Annotated in this window: 14 protein-coding genes; 11 read left to right on the forward strand and 3 right to left on the reverse strand. The window is 60.2% G+C overall.

From position 1 onward, the window contains the following. The first annotated feature begins 1 nt into the window (after position 1). Both KGA96_RS14155 and KGA96_RS14160 read left to right on the forward strand, forming a co-directional pair. Positions 2-1,204 carry an efflux RND transporter periplasmic adaptor subunit gene (locus tag KGA96_RS14155; RefSeq protein WP_046037817.1) on the forward strand — a complete coding sequence of 401 codons (1,203 nt, stop codon included), beginning with the start codon at positions 2-4 and terminating at the stop codon, positions 1,202-1,204. 64 nt (positions 1,205-1,268) lie between these two features. Further along, positions 1,269-2,801 carry a DHA2 family efflux MFS transporter permease subunit gene (locus KGA96_RS14160; RefSeq protein WP_223513286.1) on the forward strand — a complete coding sequence of 511 codons (1,533 nt, stop codon included), beginning with the start codon at positions 1,269-1,271 and terminating at the stop codon, positions 2,799-2,801. A 123-nt stretch (positions 2,802-2,924) separates the two neighbouring features. Here KGA96_RS14160 and lpxH read toward each other — a convergent pair whose 3' ends face one another. Continuing rightward, a complete protein-coding gene (gene lpxH, locus KGA96_RS14165) occupies positions 2,925-3,677 on the reverse strand; it encodes a UDP-2,3-diacylglucosamine diphosphatase (RefSeq protein WP_046037819.1) in 753 nt (250 codons plus the stop codon). After that, positions 3,674-4,177, reverse strand: a complete 504-nt coding sequence (locus KGA96_RS14170) for a peptidylprolyl isomerase (protein ID WP_046037821.1) — start codon at positions 4,175-4,177, stop codon at positions 3,674-3,676. The genes lpxH and KGA96_RS14170 overlap by 4 nt, the downstream gene beginning before the upstream one ends. Positions 4,178-4,443: 266 nt before the next feature. Here KGA96_RS14170 and KGA96_RS14175 point away from each other — a divergent pair, with 266 nt between their 5' ends. After that, positions 4,444-6,141 carry a glutamine--tRNA ligase/YqeY domain fusion protein gene (locus KGA96_RS14175; protein WP_046037822.1) on the forward strand — a complete coding sequence of 566 codons (1,698 nt, stop codon included), beginning with the start codon at positions 4,444-4,446 and terminating at the stop codon, positions 6,139-6,141. A gap of 20 nt (positions 6,142-6,161) precedes the next feature. Next, the gene (gene cysS / locus KGA96_RS14180; RefSeq protein WP_223513288.1) at positions 6,162-7,544 is read left to right on the forward strand and encodes a cysteine--tRNA ligase; all 1,383 of its coding nucleotides are present in this window, start codon (positions 6,162-6,164) and stop codon (positions 7,542-7,544) included. 216 nt (positions 7,545-7,760) lie between these two features. Here the strand turns inward: cysS and KGA96_RS14185 are convergent, their stop codons facing one another. Continuing rightward, positions 7,761-9,593 (reverse strand): sigma-54-dependent Fis family transcriptional regulator, encoded by a 1,833-nt coding sequence (locus tag KGA96_RS14185; protein ID WP_223513291.1) that lies wholly within the window; start codon positions 9,591-9,593, stop codon positions 7,761-7,763. A gap of 287 nt (positions 9,594-9,880) precedes the next feature. Between KGA96_RS14185 and KGA96_RS14190 the strand changes: the two genes are divergently transcribed. The 7 genes from KGA96_RS14190 (at position 9,881) to ltrA (ending at position 17,731) form a co-directional block, all read left to right on the forward strand. Continuing rightward, positions 9,881-10,975: an ABC transporter ATP-binding protein gene (locus tag KGA96_RS14190; RefSeq protein ID WP_223464564.1), complete on the forward strand. Its 1,095-nt coding sequence runs from the start codon at positions 9,881-9,883 to the stop codon at positions 10,973-10,975. Further along, positions 10,975-12,090: an ABC transporter ATP-binding protein gene (locus KGA96_RS14195; RefSeq protein WP_223513294.1), complete on the forward strand. Its 1,116-nt coding sequence runs from the start codon at positions 10,975-10,977 to the stop codon at positions 12,088-12,090. The genes KGA96_RS14190 and KGA96_RS14195 overlap by 1 nt, the downstream gene beginning before the upstream one ends. Continuing rightward, entirely contained in the window at positions 12,087-12,953 is an 867-nt protein-coding gene (locus tag KGA96_RS14200; RefSeq protein WP_223464554.1) for a carbohydrate ABC transporter permease, read from the forward strand. The genes KGA96_RS14195 and KGA96_RS14200 overlap by 4 nt, the downstream gene beginning before the upstream one ends. A gap of 8 nt (positions 12,954-12,961) precedes the next feature. Further along, positions 12,962-13,762: a carbohydrate ABC transporter permease gene (locus KGA96_RS14205; RefSeq protein WP_046037828.1), complete on the forward strand. Its 801-nt coding sequence runs from the start codon at positions 12,962-12,964 to the stop codon at positions 13,760-13,762. 10 nt (positions 13,763-13,772) lie between these two features. Continuing rightward, positions 13,773-14,045: a DUF2160 domain-containing protein gene (locus KGA96_RS14210; RefSeq protein WP_032829366.1), complete on the forward strand. Its 273-nt coding sequence runs from the start codon at positions 13,773-13,775 to the stop codon at positions 14,043-14,045. A 47-nt stretch (positions 14,046-14,092) separates the two neighbouring features. After that, positions 14,093-15,835: an ABC transporter substrate-binding protein gene (locus tag KGA96_RS14215; protein WP_046037829.1), complete on the forward strand. Its 1,743-nt coding sequence runs from the start codon at positions 14,093-14,095 to the stop codon at positions 15,833-15,835. A 612-nt stretch (positions 15,836-16,447) separates the two neighbouring features. After that, positions 16,448-17,731 (forward strand): group II intron reverse transcriptase/maturase, encoded by a 1,284-nt coding sequence (gene ltrA, locus KGA96_RS14220; protein ID WP_223464547.1) that lies wholly within the window; start codon positions 16,448-16,450, stop codon positions 17,729-17,731. The last annotated feature ends 70 nt before the right edge of the window (positions 17,732-17,801 follow it).

The following is a 17,801-nucleotide window of genomic DNA, read 5'->3' on the forward strand; positions in this document are numbered from 1 at the left end:
CATGGCCACTGCCGATACAACTCAACCTCCTGAAAACACCCAGGGCAACCCCAATTCGGGCAAGCGCAAGTTCATGCTGCTGGTCCTGGCTGCCGCCGTCGTGCTCGGTGGCGCGGGCGTCTGGGCCTATCACGAGTTCTATGGGCGCTGGAGCGAAAGCACCGACGATGCCTATGTGAACGGCAACGTGGTGGAAATCACCCCGCTGGTCACGGGCACCGTGGTCAGCATCGGCGCCGATGACGGCGATCTGGTCCATGAAGGCCAGGTGCTGGTGAACTTCGACCCGAACGACGCCGAAATCGGACTGCAAAACGCCCAGGCCAATCTGGCGCGGACCGTGCGTCAGGTGCGTGGCTTGTACAGCGATGTGGACGGCATGAAGGCCCAGGTCAACGCCCAGAAAGCCGAAGTGCAAAAGGCCCAGGACAACTTCAGCCGCCGCAAGAACCTCGCCGCCGGCGGGGCGATTTCCCAGGAAGAGCTGTCCCACGCCCGCGACGACCTGACCTCGGCGCAAAACGCCCTGGCCAACGCCGAACAAAAGCTCAAGACCACCAGTGCGCTGGTCGATGACACCGTGGTTTCATCGCACCCGGACGTGATGGCCGCCGCCGCGCAATTGCGTCAGGCGTACTTGAACAACTCGCGCAGCACGCTGATTGCGCCGGTGACCGGTTATGTGGCCAAGCGTTCTGTACAACTTGGTCAGCGCGTACAACCGGGTACCGCGTTGATGGCGGTGATTCCGCTGGATCAGCTGTGGATCGACGCCAATTTCAAGGAAACCCAGCTGCGTGACATGCGCATCGGCCAACCGGTGGAGATCGAGACTGACCTGTACGGCAGCAGCGTGAAATACAGCGGCACCATCGACAGCCTCGGTGCCGGGACCGGCAGCGCATTTGCCTTGCTGCCGGCGCAGAACGCCACCGGCAACTGGATCAAGATCGTGCAGCGCGTGCCGGTGCGAGTCCACGTCAACGCCGAAGAACTGGCCAAACATCCGCTGCGGGTCGGCCTGTCGACCATGGTCGATGTGGACCTGCACGACCAGAGCGGGCCGGTGCTGGCGCAACAGCCACCGCAGAAGGCTTCGTTCAGCACCAACGTATACGACCGTCAGTTGACCGAGGCCGACGCGATGATCACCCAGTTGATCCACGACAACAGCGCCGCGGTCAGCAAGACCGCGCAACGCTGATTCGCCAATCCGTCAGCTGCGCCGGCAACCGGCGCAGCGCCAGACCTGTTTCAAAGGATTCGCGATGAGCAATAACGCGTCTTTCACGCCACCCAGCCTGCTGCTCAGCACCATCGGCCTGTCGCTGGCGACCTTCATGCAAGTGCTCGACACCACCATTGCCAACGTGGCGTTGCCGACGATCTCCGGCAACCTCGGCGTGAGTTCGGAGCAGGGCACCTGGGTCATCACCTCGTTCGCCGTGAGCAACGCCATCGCCTTGCCGCTGACCGGCTGGCTCAGTCGGCGTTTCGGCGAGGTGAAGCTGTTTGTCTGGGCGACGCTGCTGTTCGTGCTGGCCTCGTTCCTGTGCGGTGTTTCCACCTCGATGCCTGAACTGGTGGGCTTCCGGGTGCTGCAAGGGGTAGTGGCCGGGCCGCTGTACCCGATGACCCAGACCCTGCTGATTGCGGTTTACCCCCCGGCGAAACGGGGGCTGGCGCTGGCGCTGTTGGCGATGGTCACGGTGGTCGCGCCGATTGCCGGGCCGATCCTCGGCGGCTGGATCACCGACAGCTACAGTTGGCCGTGGATTTTCTTCATCAATGTGCCGATCGGTCTGTTCGCGGCATGGGTGGTGACCCAGCAGATGAAAAAGCGCCCGGTGGTCACCAGCCGCCAGCCGATGGATTACGTCGGTCTGATCGCGCTGATCATTGGCGTCGGGGCTTTGCAGATCGTGCTCGACAAGGGCAACGATGCCGACTGGTTCGAATCCAGCTTCATCGTGATCGGCTCGGTGATTTCGGTGGTGGCCCTGGCGTTCTTCGTGATCTGGGAAATGACCGACGAACACCCGGTGGTCAACCTGCGCCTGTTCGCCCATCGCAACTTCCGCTACGGCACCATCGTGCTGATCCTGGGCTATGCCGGGTTCTTCGGGATCAACCTGATCCTGCCGCAGTGGCTGCAAACGCGGCTGGGCTACACCGCGACCTGGGCCGGTTTTGCCGTGGCCCCGCTGGGGATCCTGCCGGTGCTGTTGGCGCCGTTTGTCGGCAAATACGCGCCGAAATTCGACATGCGCCTGCTGGCGGGCGGGGCGTTCCTGGCCATCGGCCTGAGCTGTTTCATGCGCGCAGGCTTCACCAATGAAGTGGACTTCCAGCACATCGCCATGGTGCAACTGTTCATGGGGATCGGCGTGGCGCTGTTCTTCATGCCGACCCTGACCATCCTGCTCTCGGACCTGCCGCCGAGCCAGATCGCCGACGGTTCGGGACTGGCGACATTCTTGCGGACCCTGGGCGGCAGTTTCGCGGCGTCATTGACCACCTGGATCTGGATTCGTCGGGCGGACCAGCATCACGCCTACCTGACCGAAAGCATCACCCCCTTCGATCCGGCGACCCGCGAAGCACTGACCAACCTGGGCGGGGCAGGGGCCAAGGCCTATACGCAACTGGACCAGATGGTGATCAGCCAGGCGTACATAATGTCCACGGTGGACTACTTTACCTTGCTGGGGTGGATGTTCATCGGGCTGATATTGATCGTGTGGCTGGCCAAGCCGCCGTTTACGGCGAAGGCTGGGCCTGCGGCTTCCGCGGGACACTAAGCACCGCAGTACCCCTGTAGGAGCGAGCCTGCTCGCGATAGCGGTGGATCAGTCAACAGAAATGTTGAATTTGAATCCGCTATCGCGAGCAGGCTCGCTCCTACAGGGTTTTGTGTTCGGTAGTTAGTTCGCGGGTGCAGCGAGTTGCGGTGGCGGAGTGAAATCAAACGGCGCCAGCGCAAACCCTTGCTCATCCACCTGCAACGCCCACCCTTGACGGTCCCAATCCCCCAACACAATGCGCCTGGCTGCTTGCTCGCCAAGCTGCAACTTGTGAATCGCGGGACGGTGGGTGTGCCCGTGGATCAAGGTCTTCACGCCGAATGCCTGCATGATCCGCGGAATCTCCTCAGGCGTAACATCGACAATGTCATTGGCCTTCATCCGCGTTTGCGCGCGGCTTTCACTGCGCAGTTTGCGCGCCAGCTTGTGCCGGGTGCGCAGCGGCAGATGCCGCAGGATGAACAGGGTGATCGGGTTGCGCAGATAGCGACGCAGCTTCATATAGGCTTCGTCGCGGGTGCACAGGCTGTCGCCGTGCATCAGCAGCACCGGCTCGCCGTTGAGCTGCACGACACTCGGATCCTTCAGCAGGGTACAGCCGGCTTCTTTGCAGAACGCCTTGCCGAGCATGAAGTCGCGATTGCCGTGCATCAGAAAAATGGCCGTGCCGCTGTCGCTTAACTCGCGCAGGGCCTGGCAGATAGAGCGCTGGAAGGGGGTCATGGCGTCGTCGCCAATCCACACCTCGAAGAAGTCGCCCAGAATGTACAACGCACTCGCCGAGCGGGCGCGTCCGGCGAGCAAATCCAGAAACGCCCGGGTAATGTCCGGGCGCGCATCGATCAGATGTAAATCTGAAATCAGCAGTATCACTCAATGATCTCGGCTTTCTCGATGATCACGTCGTCTGCTGGTACGTCCTGGTGGCCGGACTTGGAGGTGGTGGCCACGCCTTTGATCTTGTCGACAACGTCGGTGCCTGCGGTCACTTTACCGAATACCGCGTAGCCCCAGCCCTGAACGTTCTTGCCGCTGTGGTTCAGGAAGCTGTTGTCGGCCACGTTGATGAAGAACTGTGCGGAAGCCGAATGCGGCTCCATGGTGCGGGCCATGGCGACGGTGTACTTGTCGTTGGAAAGACCGTTGTCAGCTTCGTTCTGGATGCTTGGGCGCTTGTCTTTCTTTTCTTTCATGCCTGGTTCGAAACCGCCGCCCTGGATCATGAAGTTACCGATGACACGGTGGAAAACGGTGTTTTCGTAGTGACCGGCTTTAACGTACTCGACGAAGTTGGCCACGGTGATCGGGGCTTTGTCGGCGTTCAGTTCGAGGACGATGTCGCCATGGTTGGTCGTCAGTTTGACTTGGGTCATGATCGGTACTCTTTTGAGATGAAGCATATCTAAGGAATTCGTGGTGTTGGAGCATCGCGTCCCGCCACCGGTTCAGCCTTTTTGGCCAAGGTGCGCAGTTTAGCGTGCCAGACGCGAATTTCGAGGCTGTTTTTTCATTTACGGCCTATTAAATGCGACGGTTTACAGAGTGCGCTCTGTCAGGTACTTGACGGCATCGGCTATGATAGCGGCTTTGTTTTGTCCGGCCTTCATTACGGCCACGCACTTGTACGTTCAAGGATCCTATGAGCAAGCCCACTGTCGACCCTACCTCGAATGCCAAGACCGGCCCTGCCGTGCCGGTCAACTTCCTGCGGCCGATCATCCAGGCAGACCTGGACTCGGGCAAGCACACGCAGATCGTCACCCGTTTCCCGCCTGAACCCAACGGCTACCTGCACATCGGCCACGCCAAAGCGATCTGCGTGAACTTCGGCCTGGCCCAGGAGTTCGGCGGCGTCACGCACCTGCGTTTCGACGACACCAACCCGGCCAAGGAAGACCAGGAATACATCGACGCGATCGAAAGCGACGTCAAATGGCTGGGCTTCGAATGGTCCGGTGAAGTGCGCTACGCCTCGCAGTATTTCGACCAGTTGCATGACTGGGCAGTGGAACTGATCAAATCCGGCAATGCCTACGTCGACGACCTGACCCCTGAGCAAGCCAAGGAATACCGTGGCAGCCTGACCGAGCCGGGCAAGAACAGCCCGTTCCGCGACCGCAGCGTCGAAGAGAACCTGGACCTGTTCGCCCGCATGAAAGCCGGCGAGTTCAAGGACGGCGCACGGGTGCTGCGGGCCAAGATCGACATGGCCTCGCCGAACATGAACCTGCGCGACCCGATCATGTATCGCATCCGTCACGCTCACCACCACCAGACCGGTGACAAGTGGTGCATCTACCCGAATTACGACTTCACCCACGGTCAGTCGGACGCCATCGAAGGCATCACCCATTCGATCTGCACCCTGGAGTTCGAAAGCCACCGTCCGCTGTACGAGTGGTTCCTCGAGCACTTGCCAGTGCCGGCCAACCCGCGCCAGTACGAGTTCAGCCGCCTGAACCTGAACTACACGATCACCAGCAAGCGCAAACTCAAGCAACTGGTCGATGAAAAGCACGTCAACGGCTGGGACGACCCGCGCATGTCCACGCTGTCGGGTTTCCGCCGCCGTGGCTACACGCCGAAATCGATCCGCAACTTCTGCGAAATGATCGGCACCAACCGTTCCGACGGCGTGGTCGACTTCGGCATGCTCGAATTCAGCATTCGTGACGACCTCGACCACAGCGCCCCGCGCGCCATGTGCGTGCTGCGTCCGCTGAAAGTCGTGATCACCAACTACCCGGAAGGCCAGGTCGAGAACCTCGAACTACCGTGCCACCCGAAAGAAGACATGGGCATGCGCGCGTTGCCGTTCGCCCGGGAAATCTACATCGACCGTGATGACTTCATGGAAGAGCCGCCGAAGGGCTACAAGCGCCTGGAACCGGCCGGTGAAGTGCGTCTGCGTGGCAGCTACGTGATCCGCGCCGACGAAGCGATCAAGGACGCCGATGGCAACATCGTCGAACTGCGCTGCTCGTACGACCCGGACACCCTGGGCAAGAACCCTGAAGGCCGCAAGGTCAAAGGCGTGGTGCACTGGGTGCCGGCAGCCGCCAGCGTCGAGTGCGAAGTGCGTCTGTACGATCGTCTGTTCCGTTCGGCCAACCCTGAGAAGGCCGAAGACAGCGCCAGTTTCCTGGACAACATCAACCCTGATTCGCTGCAGGTACTCACCGGTTGTCGTGCCGAGCCTTCGTTGGGCAATGCACAGCCGGAAGACCGTTTCCAGTTCGAGCGCGAAGGTTACTTCGTCGCCGATCTCAAGGACTCGAAACCAGGTCAGCCGGTATTCAATCGTACCGTGACCCTGCGTGATTCGTGGGGCCAGTGATTTAGCGTCAAGGAATTAACGTGCTTACGATCTACAACACGCTCACCAAGAGCAAAGAAGTCTTCAAGCCGCTCGATGGCAACAAGGTGCGCATGTACGTGTGCGGCATGACCGTGTACGACTACTGCCACCTGGGCCACGGCCGCAGCATGGTCGCGTTCGACCTGGTGACGCGCTGGTTGCGCTTCAGCGGCTACGACCTGACCTACGTGCGCAACATCACCGACATCGACGACAAGATCATCAACCGTGCCCGCGAGAACGGCGAGTCGTTCGAAGCGTTGACCGAGCGCATGATCGCGGCGATGCACGAAGATGAAGCGCGCCTGAACATCAAGAAGCCGGACATGGAGCCGCGTGCCACGGATCACATCCCGGGCATGCACGCGATGATCCAGACCCTGATCGACAAGGGCTACGCCTACGCCCCGGGCAATGGTGACGTGTACTACCGCGTCGGCAAGTTCATGGGCTACGGCAAGCTGTCGCGCAAGAAGATCGAAGACCTGCGCATCGGCGCGCGCATCGAAGTCGACGAGTCCAAGCAGGACCCGCTGGACTTCGTACTGTGGAAAGCCGCCAAGCCGGGCGAGCCGAGCTGGGAATCGCCGTGGGGCGCCGGGCGTCCGGGCTGGCACATCGAATGCTCGGTGATGTCCACCTGCTGCCTGGGCGAGACCTTCGACATTCATGGCGGCGGCAGCGACCTTGAGTTCCCGCACCACGAAAACGAAATCGCCCAGAGCGAAGCGGCCACCGGCAAGACCTACGCCAACGCGTGGATGCATTGCGGCATGATCCGTATCAATGGCGAGAAGATGTCCAAGTCCTTGAACAACTTCTTCACCATTCGCGACGTGCTCGACAAGTACCACCCGGAAGTCGTGCGTTACCTGCTGGTGTCGAGCCACTACCGTAGCGCCATCAACTACTCGGAAGACAACCTCAAGGACGCCAAAGGTGCCCTGGAGCGTTTCTACCATGCGTTGAAAGGCCTGCCGAACGTGGCGCCTGCGGGTGGCGAAGCCTTCGTCGAGCGTTTCACCCAGGTGATGAACGACGACTTCGGCACGCCGGAAGCCTGCGCGGTGCTGTTCGAGATGGTCCGCGAGATCAACCGCCTGCGCGAGAGCGATCTGAACGCAGCGGCCGGTCTGGCAGGCCGTTTGAAAGAACTGGCCAGCGTGTTGGGTGTGTTGCAGCTTGAGGCTGATGACTTCCTGCAGGCCGGCGCCGAAGGGCGTGTGGATGCAGCCGAAGTCGAGGCGCTGATTGCAGCGCGTCTGGCGGCACGTGCCGGCAAGGACTGGGCCGAATCCGACCGCATCCGCGACCAGCTCACCGCCATGGGCGTGGTGCTGGAAGACGGCAAGGGCGGCACGACCTGGCGTCTGGCTGACTGATTGCTTGATCCGCTGTAAAACAAAACCCGCCAAGTGCGGGTTTTTGTTTATGGGATGGCTGTTGTTTTTGAGGTGCGTGAGCTGACGCCATCGCGAGCAGGCTCGCTCCTACATTGGATTTTCGCCAGGTTTGAGTTTTGTGAGCAACATAGATCCCCCTGTAGGAGCGAGGCTCGCGATGGTCTCAAGCCGAATGCTATCGGTGCGATTCACTCGTCATTCAGTCTGACGCAATCGCTTGTAGAGGGTATTACGGCTTACCCCAAGCCTGCGCGCCAGATACGAAATATTCCCCCCTGCCGCCTGCAACTGCCGGTTCAAATCCTCGGCATCATTCAGATCCACGGCCAACGGCTCCGGCGTATCGACCGGCTCCATTTCCAGGTCGACAAAAAAATCATCCGGCAAATGTTCCGGCCTTATCGGCTGTTCCTCGGCCATCGCCAATGCCACCTGCATCACACTGCTGACCTGGCGCAAATTCCCCGGCCACGGGTGACGGTCGAACAGCTCCAACACCTCGCGGCTCAGCCCAGCCCATTGGCTGGGTTCGCGATGCTGTTCCCACAGGCGTTTGAACAGCGCTTCTTTATCGCTGCGTTCTCTTAACGGCGGCAGTTCCAGGGTCAGGCCGCCGATGCGGTAGTACAGGTCCTCACGAAAGCGCCCAAGTTGTACCTGTTCGCGCAACGAGCGATTGGTCGCGGAAATGATGCGCAGGTCCACAGGGAACAATTCGCTGCTGCCCACCGGCTGCACGCAACGCTCCTGCAACACCCGCAACAGGCGCGCCTGGGTCGGCAGCGGCATGTCACCGATTTCATCGAGGAACAGCGTGCCTTTGTCGGCCTTGCGGATCAGCCCGATGCTGCCTTTCTGGTTGGCGCCGGTGAACGCGCCTTTCTCATAACCGAACAACTCGGATTCCACCAGTTCGGCGGGAATCGCTGCACAGTTGACGGCGATGAACGCTTGTTTGCTGCGTGAGCTGGCCTGGTGCAGGGCCTTGACGAACACTTCCTTGCCGACCCCGGTTTCACCGTGGATCAGTAAGGGAATGTCTTTTTCCAGCAAGCGCTCGGCCTGACGCACGGCCTTTTCCACGCGACTGTCGCCGAAATGCAGGGAGTTGAGGCTGATGGCCGCGGGTGCAGCTACAACCGGCTCGGTGAACACTCGGGGTTGAATCAATGCCTGTTTCGGCCGCTTCAACAGACACTGAAAGCGGTTGCGCCCCGAGGTTTGCAGGGCGAAGGGCAGGCCTTCTGGCTGGTTCAGCAACTCCAGCAGCGAGACCTTGAACAGGCTTTCGACATTGACCCGCGACAGGCTGATGCCCAGCAGATTGTCGGCCCGGCGATTGGCCGACAACACCTGTCCGGTCTCATCGAAAATCAGTAACCCTGCCCATTGGCTGTCGAGGTTGTTCAGCCCGGTGTTGAACGTCAGCTGGAAATGCTGGCCATGGAACAGGTTGAGGATCAGCCGGTTTTCCACGGTCTGGCTCATCATCTTGACCATGCCCAGGGTGTGGGAGGGCGGCAGGTAGCTGTCGCTGGACACGTCCAGCACCGCGATGACTTTGCGTTCGGCATCGAAAATCGGCGCGGCGGAACCGGTCATGAAGCGGTTGGCCTTGAGATAGTGTTCATCGTGCTCGATGTGCACCGCTTGTTCACAGGCCAGGGCGGTGCCGATGGCGTTGGTGCCGGTGCAGCGCTCCATCCAGCTGGCGCCAGCGCTGAAACCCCGGGCCAGTTTCGGTTCGATAAAGCGCTGGGTGCCCCACGACGTAAGCACCTGGCCCTGGTGGTCGGCGAGCATGATCAGGCAATTGGAGTTGCTCAGAATGTTCTCGTAATAGGGCAGCACTTCCTGATGGGTGGTTTGCACCAGTGAATGCTGGCTCTCCAGCAGTTGCGCGATGCCCGCGGCCGGCAGTTGGTCGAATGCCGGCGTGCTCTGGTGACTGAGGCCGAACGCGCGGCAACGGGACCAGGAGTCCTGGATGATGGCGTCGTGGGGCAACGGCGATGCGGGTGCGGCCATGGCAGTCGATCTCTGAACAAGCTTTTATTGTTGTTATGGGGTAGTGCCGATCCCGGCAGATCCTACGAGGGCCGTGAACAGTCCGTAGAGTGTTGTTCACTATTGTTCACTGTCAATGGGTGAACTGTTCAATTGTTCATTTCCGATTGTTCATTTGTGTTCAGCAACGAACGCGTTTTTGCCGTCTTGTTCGGGAATTTCTAGCTGAATCAACAGCTTGATATTTTTGGCACGGATGTCGCTTTAGAGCTCCGGTCGCTTGACTCCAATAATAAAAAGGCCGAGCCATGTCACTCACCTTGGAACACGTCAGCCGCACCGTCGAGGGCCAGACCTGGATCGACGATGCCAACCTGAGTTTTGAACCCGGTTCCTTCAACGTTTTGCTGGGGCGCACCTTGTCCGGCAAGACCAGCCTGATGCGCCTGATGGCCGGTCTGGACAAGCCCGACAGCGGCCGCGTCCTGATGAACGGCGTCGACGTCACCCAACGCCCCGTGCGCTTGCGCAATGTGTCGATGGTCTATCAGCAGTTCATCAACTATCCGACCATGACGGTGTTCGACAACATCGCCTCGCCGCTGCGCCAGGCCGGTGTATCCAGCGAAGTGATCCAGAGCAAGGTGCTGGAAACCGCGAAGATGCTGCGCATCGACAAGTTTCTCAAGCGCTATCCGCTGGAGCTTTCCGGCGGTCAGCAACAACGTACGGCCATGGCCCGGGCGCTGGTCAAGGACGCCGAGCTGATCCTGTTCGATGAGCCTCTGGTCAACCTCGACTACAAGTTGCGCGAAGAACTGCGCCAGGAAATGCGCGAGCTGTTCAAGGCGCGCCATACCATTGCGATCTACGCCACCACCGAACCCAACGAGGCCCTGGCCCTGGGCGGCACCACCACCATTCTTCACGAAGGCAGGGTGATCCAGAGCGGCCAGTCCGCCTCGGTCTATCACCAGCCGCAAACGGTGCTGGCGGCGGAGCTGTTCTCCGAGCCGCCGATCAACCTGATGCCGGGACGCATTGCCGGCAACGAGGTGAGTTTCGCCAACTTCGTGCACTTCCCGCTGAACGTCGATCTGCGCCCGGTGGGCGAGGGCGAGTTCCGTTTCGGCGTGCGACCCAGCCATATCTCGCTGGTGCCGAGCAACGACGATGACCTCGAATTGGCGGTGACTGTCGAAGTCGCGGAAATCAGCGGCTCGGAAACCTTCCTGCACGTGCGCAACGAGCACTTCCTGCTGGTGCTGCACTTGCCGGGTGTCCACGAATACGACGTCGATGCGCCGATCCGCATCTACATCCCGACCCATAAACTGTTTGTGTTCGATACGCAGGGGCGGCTGGTCCAGGCGCCTGGCCGGCGTGTCACGAGGGTTGCCTGATGGCCGAAATCCGTTTGCAGAACCTCGCTCACAGCTACACCAAGACCCCGGTGGGACCTGAGGACTACGCGATCCGCGAGATGGACCACATCTGGGAGCAGGGCGGCGCCTATGCCTTGCTCGGTCCTTCGGGCTGCGGCAAATCAACCTTGCTCAACATCATTTCCGGGCTGCTCAGCCCGTCCCAGGGCCATGTGCTGTTCGACGGCAAAGCGGTCAACAATCTGACCCCGGAAAAGCGCAACATCGCCCAGGTTTTCCAGTTTCCGGTGGTCTACGACACCATGACGGTGTTCGATAACCTGGCCTTCCCGCTGCGCAATCAGGGCATGGCCGAGGCCCGGGTCCATAGCAAGGTGCAGGAAATCGCCGAAGTCCTTGACCTGCAGAACCTGCTGAGCAAAAAGGCGCGCAACCTCACCGCCGACGAAAAACAGAAAGTCTCCATGGGCCGCGGGCTGGTGCGCGACGACGTGTCGGCGATCCTCTTCGACGAGCCGCTGACCGTGATCGACCCGCACCTGAAGTGGAAACTGCGGCGCAAGCTCAAGCAGATCCACGAGCAGTTCAACATCACCATGGTCTACGTCACCCACGATCAGCTGGAGGCCTCGACCTTCGCCGACAAGATTGCGGTGATGTACGGCGGGCAGATCGTGCAGTTCGGCACGCCAAGGGAATTGTTCGAGCGCCCGAGCCACACCTTTGTCGGCTACTTCATCGGCAGCCCCGGGATGAACCTGATCGAGGTGCAGCCGCAACCGGGCGGTGTCGGTTTCACCTCGACGCACCTGCCGCTGTCGGAGGCGATGCAGCAGTGTATTGCTGAATCGGAGTGGAAAACCCTGAAGGTCGGTATTCGTCCGGAGTTCGTCCATGTGTGGGACGAAGCCTTTGATGACGCGCTGCGGGCAAAGGTCGTACACGTCGAGGACCTGGGTACCTACAAGATCATGAGCCTCGACCTCGATGGCGCGCCCCTGAAAGTGCGCCTGGCGGAAGACAAACCGGTGCCGCAAGGCACGGCCTACATCAGCTTTCCGGCGCAGTGGTTGATGGTCTACGCCGATGAATTCCTGCTCGAAGCCAATGCCAACCAAGAGGCGCAGCCATGAACAAGGTGCAGAACAACAAGGCCTGGTGGCTGGTGATGCCGGTGTTCCTGCTGGTGGCGTTCAGTGCGGTGATCCCGATGATGACCGTGGTCAACTATTCCGTGCAGGACATCTTCGACCAGTCCAGCCGCTACTTCGTCGGCGCCGACTGGTACAAGCAGGTGCTGCTCGATCCACGCCTGCACGACTCGTTGCTGCGCCAGTTCATCTACTCGGCCTGCGTGCTGCTGATCGAAATCCCCCTGGGGATTGCGATTGCCCTGACCATGCCGACCAAGGGCCGCTGGTCGTCGGTGGTGCTGATCATCCTGGCGATTCCGTTGCTGATCCCGTGGAACGTGGTCGGCACCATCTGGCAGATCTTCGGCCGCGCCGACATCGGTCTACTGGGGGCGAGCCTCAAGGCCATGGGCATCAGCTACAACTATGCGGCGAACACCATGGACGCCTGGGTCACCGTGCTGGTGATGGATGTCTGGCACTGGACCTCGCTGGTGGCGCTGCTGTGCTTCTCCGGATTGCGGGCGATTCCGGATGTGTATTACCAGGCGGCGCGGATCGACCGTGCTTCGGCCTGGGCGGTGTTCCGGCATATCCAGTTGCCCAAGCTCAAGAGTGTGCTGCTGATCGCCGTGATGCTGCGCTTCATGGACAGCTTCATGATCTACACCGAGCCGTTCGTGCTCACGGGCGGCGGTCCGGGCAATTCCACGACTTTCTTGAGCCAGACCCTGACGCAAATGGCGATCGGGCAGTTCGACCTGGGGCCGGCGGCGGCATTTTCGCTGGTGTACTTCCTGATCATCCTGTTGGTGTCCTGGCTGTTCTACACCGCCATGACTCACTCCGACGCCAACCGCTGAGGCCCGCCATGAGCAAGAGAAAGCTTGTTCCACTGCTGCTCTACATCCTGTTCCTGCTGGTGCCGATCTACTGGCTGCTGAACATGTCGTTCAAGAGCAACAGCGAAATCCTCGGCGGCCTGACGTTGTTTCCCCAGGATTTCACCTTCCACAACTACAAGGTGATCTTCACCGACCCGAGCTGGTACACCGGTTACCTCAACTCGCTGTACTACGTGAGCCTGAACACGGTGATTTCCCTGAGCGTGGCGCTGCCGGCGGCCTATGCGTTTTCGCGTTATCGCTTCCTCGGCGACAAGCACCTGTTCTTCTGGCTGCTGACCAACCGCATGGCGCCACCGGCGGTGTTCCTGTTGCCGTTCTTCCAGTTGTATTCCTCGATCGGCTTGTTCGATACCCACATCGCCGTGGCCCTGGCCCACTGCCTGTTCAACGTGCCGCTGGCGGTGTGGATTCTCGAAGGCTTCATGTCCGGCGTGCCCAAGGAAATCGACGAAACCGCCTACATCGATGGCTACAGCTTTCCCAAGTTCTTCGTGAAGATTTTCATCCCGCTGATCGGCTCCGGCATCGGTGTCACGGCGTTCTTCTGCTTCATGTTTTCCTGGGTCGAACTGCTGCTGGCGCGAACCCTCACTTCGGTGAACGCCAAGCCGATCGCAGCGGTGATGACCCGCACTGTCTCGGCATCCGGTATCGACTGGGGCGTGCTGGCGGCGGCGGGGGTGTTGACCATCCTGCCGGGGATGCTGGTGATCTGGTTTGTTCGCAACCACGTGGCCAAGGGCTTTGCCCTGGGCCGGGTATGAGGAACTGATGATGGAATGGATGAGTTGGACCGTCCCCACGGCGGCATTTTTTGGTGTCATCGGCTTGATCCTGGTGGGCATGACCACCTGGGAATTGCGTTCGCCGAGCGTGCTTCGGCGAGGTTTTCTACCGATTGCCACCACCCGTGGCGATCGCTTGTTCATCGGTCTTCTCGGCAGCGCCTACCTGCATTTGCTGGTAATCGGCGTCACCGACTGGAGCATCTGGGTCGCCTTCGCGATGTCCCTGGTGTGGCTGTTGGCTGTGATGCGTTGGGGCTAGTCGAATCGCTCGGCAATGTTGCTCCGAAACTTAAACAGGAGGTCTCTATGTTCGACAAAAACAATAAGCTGCGACATAGCATTTCATTGGCAGCCATGCTGGCACTCAGCGGTTTGAGCGCGTCTGCCTGGGCCGATGCCTATGAAGACGCGGCGAAGAAATGGATCGGCAGTGAATTCAAGCCATCCACCCTGACGGCCGATCAGCAACTCGAAGAGCTGAAGTGGTTCATCAAGGCGGCTGAGCCGTTTCGCGGGATGAGCATCAAAGTGGTGTCGGAAACCATCGCCACCCACGAGTACGAATCCAAGGTACTGGCCAAGGCCTTCACCGATATCACCGGGATCAAGCTGACCCACGACCTGCTGCAGGAAGGCGACGTGGTGGAAAAGCTGCAGACCCAGATGCAATCGGACAAGAACATCTATGACGGCTGGGTCAACGACTCGGACCTGATCGGTACGCACTTCCGCTACGGCAAGACCGAATCGATCACCGACCTGATGGCCAACGAGGGCAAGAACTTCACTTCGCCAACCCTCGACATCAAGGACTTCATCGGCATCTCCTTCACCACCGCGCCGGACGGCAAGATCTATCAATTGCCCGACCAGCAGTTCGCCAACCTGTACTGGTTCCGCGCCGACTGGTTCGAGCGTGCGGACCTGAAGGCCAAGTTCAAGGAAAAGTACGGCTACGAGTTGGGCGTACCGGTGAACTGGTCGGCCTATGAAGACATCGCCAAATTCTTCAGCGAAGACGTCAAGGAAATCGACGGCAAGCGCGTCTACGGGCACATGGACTACGGCAAGAAAGACCCGTCCCTGGGCTGGCGCTTCACCGATGCCTGGTTCTCCATGGCCGGTGGTGGCGACAAGGGGCTGCCCAACGGTTTGCCGGTGGACGAGTGGGGCATCCGCGTCGAGGATTGCCATCCGGTGGGTTCCAGCGTGACCCGCGGCGGCGACACCAACGGCCCGGCGGCGGTGTTCGCCACCACCAAGTATGTGGACTGGATGAAGAAGTACGCGCCACCGGAAGCGGCGGGCATGACCTTCTCCGAATCCGGCCCCGTACCGTCCCAGGGCAACATCGCCCAGCAGATCTTCTGGTACACCGCGTTCACCGCCGACATGACCAAACCGGGGCTGGCGGTGATGAACGCCGACGGCACGCCGAAATGGCGCATGGCGCCGTCGCCGCGCGGACCGTACTGGGAAGAGGGCATGAAGCTGGGCTATCAGGACGTGGGTTCCTGGACCTTCATGAAATCCACGCCTGAGAAACAGAAACTCGCGGCCTGGCTGTATGCGCAGTTCGTGACTTCGAAAACCGTGTCGTTGAAGAAAACCATCGTCGGCCTGACCCCGATCCGCGAGTCTGACATCAACTCGCAGGCCATGACCGACCTGGCGCCGAAACTCGGTGGCCTGGTGGAGTTCTACCGCAGCCCGGCCCGCGTGCAATGGACCCCGACCGGGACCAACGTGCCGGATTATCCTCGCCTGGCGCAGTTGTGGTGGAGCCACATCGCCGAAGCCGCCAGCGGCGAGAAAACCCCGCAAGAGGCACTGGACGGCCTGGCCAAGGATCAGGACGCAATCATGAGCCGTCTGGAACGCTCGAAGGCGCAAGCCACCTGCGCGCCGAAAATGAACCCGGAACGCGACGCGCAATACTGGTTTGATCAGCCGGGCGCACCGAAGCCGAAACTGGCGAACGAGAAGCCTAAGGGCGAGACCGTGAGCTATAACGAACTGCTGAAGTCTTGGGAGGCGGCGCGTAAATAATCGTCTGTAATGTGAAACGCTAACGGCACCGAAAGGTGCCGTTTTTGTTGTGCGCCAGGCATGGCGCGTTGCGCGTAAGCGCAATCAGTTTGGCTGTGGTGGCCATGCTGGTGACTTGGAGGTGAAAGTCCTCTACACACCCGGCAAGGGGAAGTGTTAGCCAGAGGCAAGGGTGTCGCGGGTGACTGCGAATCTGAAGGAAGCCCGAGGCAAAATGCTGGCCTGACGAACAGGAAGCGGATCAGGCGGCGTAGCGGGGTCAGGTGGCAATGCTCACTAAAGCCCAATACTTGCACGGAATGCTACGACGTAAATCCGACAGGCATAAGCAGGAAGGTCGCGCGAATTACCCTGGGAGATCTGCATGTTTGCCAGTGTGCTACCGAGCGTCGAGAGGCGACGGGATGAACGTGCAGAAGTCAGCCGAAGCCGTAGTAAGTGACGAGTAACTCCGTCACCAAGGGCCGAACAGGTTATGCCGCCAGTAGGCGCCAGAGTCTCGTTGAATACCGAAATGCAGAAATTTCTCCACAAGAGAACTGTAACCCCAAGTCCTGGACAGAATCCTGGGCTTGCGGTTGTCAGTGCGCAGACATCGGCGGCGTCTGTGGCGTGGACGAACGCGGAGCCGGACATGCTGATGGAGCGGGTGCTTGCACCCGCCAACCTCAAGCGTGCGTATCAAAGCGTGGTCAGCAACAAGGGTGCGCCGGGTGCCGATGGCATGACGGTCGACGAATTGGCCGGCTACGTGAAACAGTATTGGCCGACCCTCAAGGCTCGGTTGCTGGCCGGCGAGTACCATCTCAAGGTGTACGCGCCATCGACATCCCCAAACCCAAAGGCGGAACCCGTCAGCTGGGTATCCCCAGCGTCGTGGATCGCCTGATCCAACAGGCTCTGCTGCAACAGCTCACGCCGATCTTCGACCCCTTGTTCTCGGACTACAGCTACGGCTTTCGTCCGGGCAGAAGCTCCCACCAAGCCATCGAAACAGCTCGCGCCCATGTGGCGGCGGGTTACCGCTGGTGCGTGGAGCTCGATCTGGAGAAGTTCTTTGATCGAGTCAACCACGACGTGTTGATGGCTCATATAGAGCGTCAGGTTGTGGATAAGCGAGCGCTCAGAGTGATCCGCCGGTACCTCGAAGCGGGTGTGATGTCGGGCGGGATCGCCAGCCGACGGCAGGAGGGGACGCCGCAAGGCGGCCCGCTCTCGCCGTTGCTGTCGAACATCCTGCTCAACGAACTCGACCGCGAACTGGAACGGCGGGGCCATCGCTTCGTGCGCTATGCCGACGATGCGAACATTTATGTGCGCAGTTATCGTGCAGGCGAACGGGTCATGGCCAGTGTTGAGCGCTTCCTGACTCAGCGTCTGAAACTGACACTGAATCGGGAAAAGAGCCGCGTGGCACGGCCTTGGGCCTGTGATTACTTGGGTTATGGGATGAGCTGGCATAAACAGCCGAAGCTGAGGGTAGCGAGCATAAGCCTGCACCGCCTGCGCGACCGACTCAGGGAACTCTTGCGTCGGATACGGGGCCGCTCAATGAGATATATCGTTGAGCAAATGACTCCCGTGCTGCGTGGTTGGGCTGGCTACTTCAAGCTGAGTCAGAGCAAGCGGCCACTTGAGGAGCTTGATGGCTGGGTGCGTCACAAACTTCGTTGCGTCATATGGCGTCAATGGAAGCGGCCCTCTACGAGGGCGCGCAACCTGATACGTTTGGGAATCGACGAGGCGCGGGCGTGGAAATCGGCGGTCAATGGCCGAGGCCCATGGTGGAACTCGGGAGCGTCACATATGAATCAGACGCTACCGAAGAAGCTATGGGATCGACTCGGGCTGGTCTCAATACTGGATACGATAAACCGGCTTAATCGTATAGCCTGAACCGCCGTATACGGAACCGTACGTACGGTGGTGTGAGAGGACGGCGGTTGTGAAACCGCCTCCTACTCGA

This window comes from Pseudomonas sp. GL-R-26, from assembly GCF_019947365.1.
Taxonomy (GTDB): Bacteria; Pseudomonadota; Gammaproteobacteria; order Pseudomonadales; family Pseudomonadaceae; genus Aquipseudomonas.